The following is a 6,744-nucleotide window of genomic DNA, read 5'->3' as shown; positions in this document are numbered from 1 at the left end:
CCGAAACGGTAGGCCCAGTTGGCCAGGCCCTGCAGGGCGGCGCGCTCGGCCGCCGGCCGGCGGCGACCGGCCAGCAGCTGCGGCACCCGCGCCATGGCCGCCGGCAGCGGCAGGCCGGGACGCAGGCCCCGCTCGGCCGCGGCGGCATTGACGGCATGCAGCCATTGCCGGCTGCCGGCCTGCCGGTACACCGCCGCCGGCTGGCGTGCCGGCAGTGCCAGCGCCGCCAGCGGCAGGTCGGGAAACCAGGCACACAGCCACAACACGGCACCCGCCCCCTCATGCCGCGCGGCGGTCCGCCGGGGCGTCGGCGCTGCGGTGCAGCAGGCTGTGACCGTGCCGCCCGCCGCGACGCTTGAGCACCGTCACCTGAAGTTGCGCGTCGGCCCGCGCCGTCACCGCCAGGCGCAGCGCAGCATGGCTGTGGCCCTCCACCGCGCCGGCATGGAAACAAAAGGCCAGGCACTGCGCGTCGTCGGCCGCCAGCTGCAGGCGCCGTTCGCGACTGCCGGCCAGCGGCCCACCCCAGTACACCAGCGCCCCGAAAAGACCGCTGCGCAGCACCTGCTCGGCCGCCCACAGCGCCTCGGCTGGCTCGGTGACCTGCAGCCAGAACAGCTGCTCCAGCACCACGCCGCGCTCAGCCAGCGCCGGCGCATAGGGCAGATACGGCGGGTCGATCAGCGCCACCGGCCGCCCGGCGGCGGTGAGCGCGGCCAGCGCCGGCAGCAGCAGCGAGAAACCCAGGCCCGGTGTGCCGCTGACGATCTGCGTCAATGCGCCCTGCGGCCAGCCACCACCGAGCGCCCGGTCCAGCGCCGCACTGCGCGTGCTGACCACCGCGCCGGCCAACGGTGCCTCGCTGGCCCGCCAGACACCCGGAATCTGCAACGCGGCGGCGCTCACGGCACCGTCACCGGCCGAATCAGCCCGGCGTAGACGCCGATCAGCTGCACGGCGTCCGGCGCGTACACCTGCGGCGCGTACTCGACCTGATCGTCATGTTCGGAAAGCAGCACCACCTGCCCGCCGCGCCGCCGGTAGCGCTTGAGCGTGAGCAGCCGGTCACCGGTGTGCGGGTCGGGCACCAGCGCCGCCACCACGGCGCCCGGCGACGGGTCCGGGTCCTCGCGCACACCGACCAGGTCGCCCGGCAACACCCCCAGGTTCCGCATCGACCAGCCCTGCACCCGGAACAGCCAGTCCGGGCGCGGCCGGAACAGGCCGGGGTCGACCTCGAGTCGGTCTTCCACCTGATCGGCGGCCAGGATCGGCCGGCCGGCGGCGATGCGGCCGACCAGCGGCAGGCGCAGCCGCGGCGCGGGCGGCGTGGTCAGCCGCAGGCCGCGGCTGACGCCGGGCACCTTGTACAGCGCCCCGCGCTGCACCAGTTTTTCGATCAGCTCCGCCGCCGCGCGCACCGAGCAATCCAGCGCCTGCGCCAGTTCGCGCACGGTCGGCATGGCCGTGTGGCGTTCGAAATGGCGCTCGATGGCCGCAAGCGCGGCGGCCTGGCGGGGCGGCAATGGATGGGGTTCGTTCATGGCTACACAAATGTATAGCCCCGTGACCGATCGACGCAAGCCGCGCCGGCGGCGCGGCCTGTGCGCGCCCCGCTACACCACCAGGTGGCGCTGCACCAGCTCCTCGCTGAGTTCGTCGATGCCGCCGTCGGCCACCACGCTGCCGCGCTCGAGCAGGAAGAAGCGATCCGCCACACGGCGCGCGAACGGCAGTTTCTGCTCCACCAGCAGCACCGCCAGGCCGCTTTCCTGGCGCAGACGCGTGAGCACGTCACCGATGTCGCGCACGATGTTCGGCTGGATGCCCTCGCAGGGTTCGTCCAGGATCAGCAGCTTCGGCTCCAGCACCAGCGCCCGGGCAATGGCCAGCTGCTGCTGCTGCCCGCCCGAAAGATCGCCGCCGCGGCGGTGCAGCATGTCGCGCAGCACCGGAAACAGCTCGAAGATCCGTTCCGGCAGGGCCTTGGCGCGGCGGATGCCGAGGCTGACCCGCAGGTTCTCCTCCACCGTCAGGCGCGGGAAGATCTCCCGCCCCTGCGGCACGTAACCGATGCCCAGGCGCGCCCGCTCGCGGGTGTCGGCACGGGTCAGGTCCTGACCGGCAAACACCACCTGCCCGGCACGCGCCGGCAGCAGGCCCATGATGACCTTCAGCAGGGTGGTCTTGCCGACACCGTTGCGGCCCATGAGGCAGGTGCAGGCGCCGGCCGGCACCGTCAGCGACACCTCGCGCAGGATGTGGCTCTGGCCGTAGTACTGCTGGATGCCGGTCAGTTCGAGCAAGGATTCATTCACCGAGATAGACCTCGATCACACGCGGGTCGGCCTGCACCTGCGCCATGCTGCCCTCGGCCAGCACATGCCCCTGGTGCAGCACGGTGACGCGGCGGGCGATGGAACGCACGAACTCCATGTCGTGCTCCACCACCACCACCGACCGTTCGCCGGCCAGGTCCTGCAACAGCTGGGCGGTGCGTTCGATCTCGCCCCGCGTCATGCCGGCCACCGGCTCGTCGATCAGCATCAGGCGCGGCTCCTGCAACAGCAGCATGCCGATCTCCAGCCACTGCTTCTGGCCGTGCGACAGCTCGCCGGCCGGCCGTTCGAGCGCATCGAGCAGCCCGATCTGGGCCGCCGCCTCGTCCATGCGGTCGCGCTCGGCGCCGCTCAGGCGCGCCCGCAACATGGCCCACACCCGACGGTCCTGCTTCAGGGCCAGCGTGAGGTTGTCGCGCACGCTCAGGCGCTCGAACACGGTCGGCTTCTGGAACTTGCGCCCGATGCCGACCTCGGCGATCTGCGCCTCGGTCAGGTGCAGCAGGTCGATGCGATCACCGAAGAACACCTGCCCCTCGTCGGGCCGCGTCTTGCCGGTGATGACGTCCATCAGCGTGGTCTTGCCGGCCCCGTTGGGGCCGATCAGGCAACGCAGCTCGCCATGATCCACGTACAGCGTGAGGTCGTTGAGCGCCTTGAAACCGTCGAAGGAAACGCTCACCCCTTCCACGAACAGCGCGCCCTCGTGCGGCTCATGCACCCCGCCCGGCGCCCTGCTTTCGGCCGATGTCGCCACGTTCATGCCACCCTCCGCCGCCGCGCCAGCAGGCCGGCCAGTCCCAGCGGCAGGGCCACTGTCACCAGCATGAACAGCGCGCCCAGGAAGAACAGCCACACTTCCGGCAGCGCGCCGGTCAGGAGCGTCTTCAGGTAATTGACCACGCCGGCACCGGCGGCGGCGCCGTACAGGGTGCCGCGGCCACCCAGCGCCACCCAGACCACCATCTCGATGGAGTTCAGCGGCGCGAACTCGCTCGGGTTGATGATGCCCACCTGCGGCACGTACAGCGCCCCGGCAATGCCGGTCAGTACCGCCGACAGCACGAACACGGCCAGCTTGTAGTACTCGACCCGGTAGCCGAGAAAGCGCGCCCGGTCCTCGGCATCACGCACGGCGATCAGCACCTGCCCGGCGCGCGACCGCACCACCGCCCGCGACACCAGGTAGCCCCCGGCCAGGGCCAGCGCCGACAGCACGAACAGGCCGGCGCGGGTGCCCGGCGCCTGCAGGTCGAACCCCAGCAGGTCCTTGAAGTCGGTCAGGCCGTTGTTGCCGCCGAAGCCCATGTCGTTGCGGAAGAACGCCAGCATCAGGGCGAAGGTGAGCGCCTGCGTGATGATCGACAGGTACACCCCCGACACGCGCGAGCGGAACGCCAGGTAACCGAAGGCGAACGCCAGCACCCCCGGCACCAGCACCACCATCAGCAGGGCGAACGGGAAATGGTCGAAACCGTGCCAGTACCAGGGCAGCTCCTGCCAGTTCAGGAACACCATGAAATCGGGCAGCAGCGGGTTGCCGTACACGCCCCGCTCGCCGATCTGGCGCATCAGGTACATGCCCATGGCGTAACCGCCCAGCGCGAAGAAGGCACCGTGCCCCAGGCTCAGGATGCCGCAGTAGCCCCACACCAGGTCCAGCGCCACCGCCGCCAGGGCGTAGCACAGGTACTTGCCCAGCACGGTCACCGTGTAGGTGGACACGTGCCACGCGGAATCGGCCGGCACCGCCAGGTTCAGCAGCGGCACCAGCAACACCAGCAACCCCAGCACGACCAGCAGGGCCACGCCGCCGGGTTCCCGGCGCCAGCTCGGCAGGCTCATGGTCAGACCTCCACCGCGCGACCGCGCTGCGGGAAAAGCCCCCGCGGCCGGCGCTGAATGAACAGGATGATGAACACCAGCACCAGGATCTTGGCCAGCACGGCGCCCACCCAAGGCTCCATCAGCTTGTTGGCGACACCCAGCGACAGGGCCGCGGTGAAGGTGCCCCACAGGTTGCCGACACCGCCGAACACCACCACCAGGAAGGCATCGACGATGTAGCCCTGGCCCAGGTTCGGACCGACGTTGGTCAACTGCGACAGCGCCACGCCGCCAACCCCGGCAACCCCGGCGCCGAGCCCGAAGGTCAGCGCGTCCACCCGCGCGCTGCGCACGCCCAGCGCCCGCGCCATGGCGCGGTTCTGCGACACCGCCCGCAGCTCCAGGCCGAAGCGCGTGTAGCGCAGCACGGCCAGCAGCAGGGCGAACACCACCAGGCTGAAGGCGACGATGTACAGGCGGTTCAGCGTCAGCGACAGCGCCGGATTCAGGGCCACCGAACCGCTCATCCAGTCCGGCGTCGCCACCTGGCGGTTCAGCGGCGAGAACACGGTGCGCACCGCCTGTTGCAGGATCAGGCTGACACCGAACGTGGCCAGCAGCGTCTCCAGCGGCCGGCCATACAGGAAGCGGATCAGGCACCGTTCGAGCAGCACACCGACCGCGCCGGCCACCAGGAAGGCCAGCGGAATGGCCAGCGGCAGCGACCAGTTGACCGGCACCCACTGCTGCACGACGAAGGTGGTGTAGGCGCCCAGCATCAGAAACTCGCCGTGGGCCATGTTGATGACGCCCATGACACCGAAACTGATGGCAAGGCCGATGGACGCCAGCAGCAGCACCGACCCCAGCGACATGCCGAAGAACGCGGTTTCGATGCCGCGATAGATGCTCACCCAGGTGTCGCTGCTGGCGCGGGCGCGCCGCGCCGCGGCCCGCACGGCGTCCGGCTGACCGGTGTCCTGCGCCACGGCGGCCAGGGCCACCCGTACATCCGGCTCGACACTGCCGGACAGGTGTTCCGCGGCGGCGATGCGGGCGGCATCGTCGCCGGATTTCAGGTCGGCCAGCGCCAGTGCGATGTCGATGGCCTCACGCACGTCGCCATCGCGCTCCGCGGCCTGCCGGTCGCGCAGACGCGCCACCATGGCGGGATCGATTTCGTCATACAGGGCGCGCACCGCCGCCCGGCGCCGCGCCGGGTCCGGATCGCCCAGGCTCAGGGTGGCGATCAGGGTGCGCAACTGACCGCGCAGGGCGTTGTTGATGGCCAGGCGCTTGAGGTCGAAACGGCCGGCCTGCCCCAGTTCTTGGCCGTCAATCGGGTCGTAGAGCGCAAAACCGTCTGCGGACGGGCGCGTCAGCACCACCTGGCCGTCCGCCTTGCGCATCTTGAGGTCGCCGTCGAGCAGGGCCTGCAGCACGGGCCGCGCCCACGGCTCGCCGCTGTCGGCGATCTGCTCCAGCAGGGCCGCCTTGGCACCGAAACCGGCGGTCGCCAGCGCCTGTACCGCCGCCTGGGGAGGCTGCTGCGCCCCGGCCGGCTGCACCAGGGCGCACAGCACCAGGAACAGGGCCGCCACGGCGGCCGGCATGCGCATTCGAATGTGTTTCACGGGCATCCCGGAAAAACGAGGAAAGCCCCCGGGCCGCAGCCCGGGGGGAAGGTCGGGACGGTCAGATCACTCGTAGTTCTGACCCGAACACTTCTTGGTGATGGTGTTGTAGTTGCCGCACTTCAGGCTCACCCAGTCGGCCTCGATGTCCTTGGAGCCGGGCAGGTAGTCCGACCAGGCATCGCCGGGGACCAGGTCGTCGGTCTCCCAGACCGTCTCGAACTGGCCGTCGGCCTGGATCTCGCCGATCAGCACCGGCTTGGTCAGGTGATGGTTGGGCAGCATCTTGGCCATGCCGCCGGTCATGTTCGGCACCTCGATGCCGATCATGGCGTCGGCCACGGCGTCGACGTCGGTGGTACCGGCCTTCTCGACCGCCTTGACCCACATGTTGAAGCCGATGACGTGGGCTTCCATCGGGTCGTTGGTGACGCGCTTGGAATCCCCGATGAAGCTGTGCCACTGCTCGATGAACTGGGCGTTCTGCGGCGTGTCCACGCTCATGAAGTAGTTCCAGGCCGCCAGGTGGCCGACCAGCGGACCGGCGTCGAGGCCGGACAGCTCCTCCTCACCCACGGAGAAGGCCACCACCGGAATGTCCTCGGCCTTGATGCCCTGGGCCGCCAGTTCCTTGTAGAACGGCACGTTGGCATCGCCATTGATGGTGGACACCACGCCGGTCTTCTTGCCGGCAGCGCCGAACTGCTTGATCTCGGCGACGATCGACTGCCAGTCCGAGTGCCCGAACGGCGTGTAGTTGATCATGATGTCCTCGTCCTTCACGCCCTTCGACTTCAGGTACGCCTCGAGGATCTTGTTGGTGGTGCGCGGGTACACGTAGTCGGTACCGGCCAGCACCCAGCGCTCGACGCCGAGGTCGTTCATCAGGTACTCGACGGCCGGGATGGCCTGCTGGTTCGGTGCCGCACCGGTGTAGAAGACGT

At 69.9% G+C, this 6,744-nt stretch carries 7 protein-coding genes and 1 pseudogene; all 8 read right to left on the bottom strand.

Going from position 1 to position 6,744, the window contains the following annotated elements; genetic code table 11:
* Positions 1-266: pseudogene (locus ABYX71_RS09600) on the bottom strand (DNA polymerase Y family protein); the annotation flags it as partial.
* A 13-nt stretch (positions 267-279) separates the two neighbouring features.
* The gene (imuA, locus tag ABYX71_RS09595) at positions 280-906 is read right to left on the bottom strand and encodes a translesion DNA synthesis-associated protein ImuA (RefSeq protein WP_372696280.1); all 627 of its coding nucleotides are present in this window, start codon (positions 904-906) and stop codon (positions 280-282) included.
* On the bottom strand, positions 903-1,544 hold the full coding sequence (locus ABYX71_RS09590) for a LexA family protein (protein WP_372696279.1): 642 nt from the start codon (positions 1,542-1,544) through the stop codon (positions 903-905). The genes imuA and ABYX71_RS09590 overlap by 4 nt, the downstream gene beginning before the upstream one ends.
* 72 nt (positions 1,545-1,616) lie before the next feature.
* On the bottom strand, positions 1,617-2,306 hold the full coding sequence (gene urtE / locus ABYX71_RS09585) for an urea ABC transporter ATP-binding subunit UrtE (RefSeq protein WP_372696281.1): 690 nt from the start codon (positions 2,304-2,306) through the stop codon (positions 1,617-1,619).
* Positions 2,307-2,310: 4 nt separating this feature from the next.
* Positions 2,311-3,102 (bottom strand): urea ABC transporter ATP-binding protein UrtD, encoded by a 792-nt coding sequence (urtD, locus tag ABYX71_RS09580; protein WP_372696278.1) that lies wholly within the window; start codon positions 3,100-3,102, stop codon positions 2,311-2,313.
* Positions 3,099-4,184 carry an urea ABC transporter permease subunit UrtC gene (urtC, locus tag ABYX71_RS09575; protein WP_372696277.1) on the bottom strand — a complete coding sequence of 362 codons (1,086 nt, stop codon included), beginning with the start codon at positions 4,182-4,184 and terminating at the stop codon, positions 3,099-3,101. Before urtC ends, urtD begins: the two co-directional genes overlap by 4 nt.
* A 2-nt stretch (positions 4,185-4,186) precedes the next feature.
* A complete protein-coding gene (gene urtB / locus ABYX71_RS09570) occupies positions 4,187-5,806 on the bottom strand; it encodes an urea ABC transporter permease subunit UrtB (protein WP_372696276.1) in 1,620 nt (539 codons plus the stop codon).
* Positions 5,807-5,866: 60 nt separating this feature from the next.
* The coding region (locus ABYX71_RS09565; RefSeq protein ID WP_372696275.1) for a transporter substrate-binding protein at positions 5,867-6,744 on the bottom strand (878 nt) is incomplete at its 5' end.

Source organism: Immundisolibacter sp., from assembly GCF_041625615.1.
In the GTDB taxonomy this organism is placed as follows: domain Bacteria; phylum Pseudomonadota; class Gammaproteobacteria; order Immundisolibacterales; family Immundisolibacteraceae; genus Immundisolibacter.
This window is presented reverse-complemented; position numbering and strand designations above follow the sequence as displayed.

Coding starts and splice junctions, on each gene's coding strand:
- urtD (WP_372696278.1), bottom strand. CDS start 3,102: ATGAACGTGGCGACATCGGCCGAAAGCAGGGCGCCGGGCGGGGTGCAT.
- urtB (WP_372696276.1), bottom strand. CDS start 5,806: ATGCCCGTGAAACACATTCGAATGCGCATGCCGGCCGCCGTGGCGGCC.
- ABYX71_RS09590 (WP_372696279.1), bottom strand. CDS start 1,544: ATGAACGAACCCCATCCATTGCCGCCCCGCCAGGCCGCCGCGCTTGCG.
- urtC (WP_372696277.1), bottom strand. CDS start 4,184: ATGAGCCTGCCGAGCTGGCGCCGGGAACCCGGCGGCGTGGCCCTGCTG.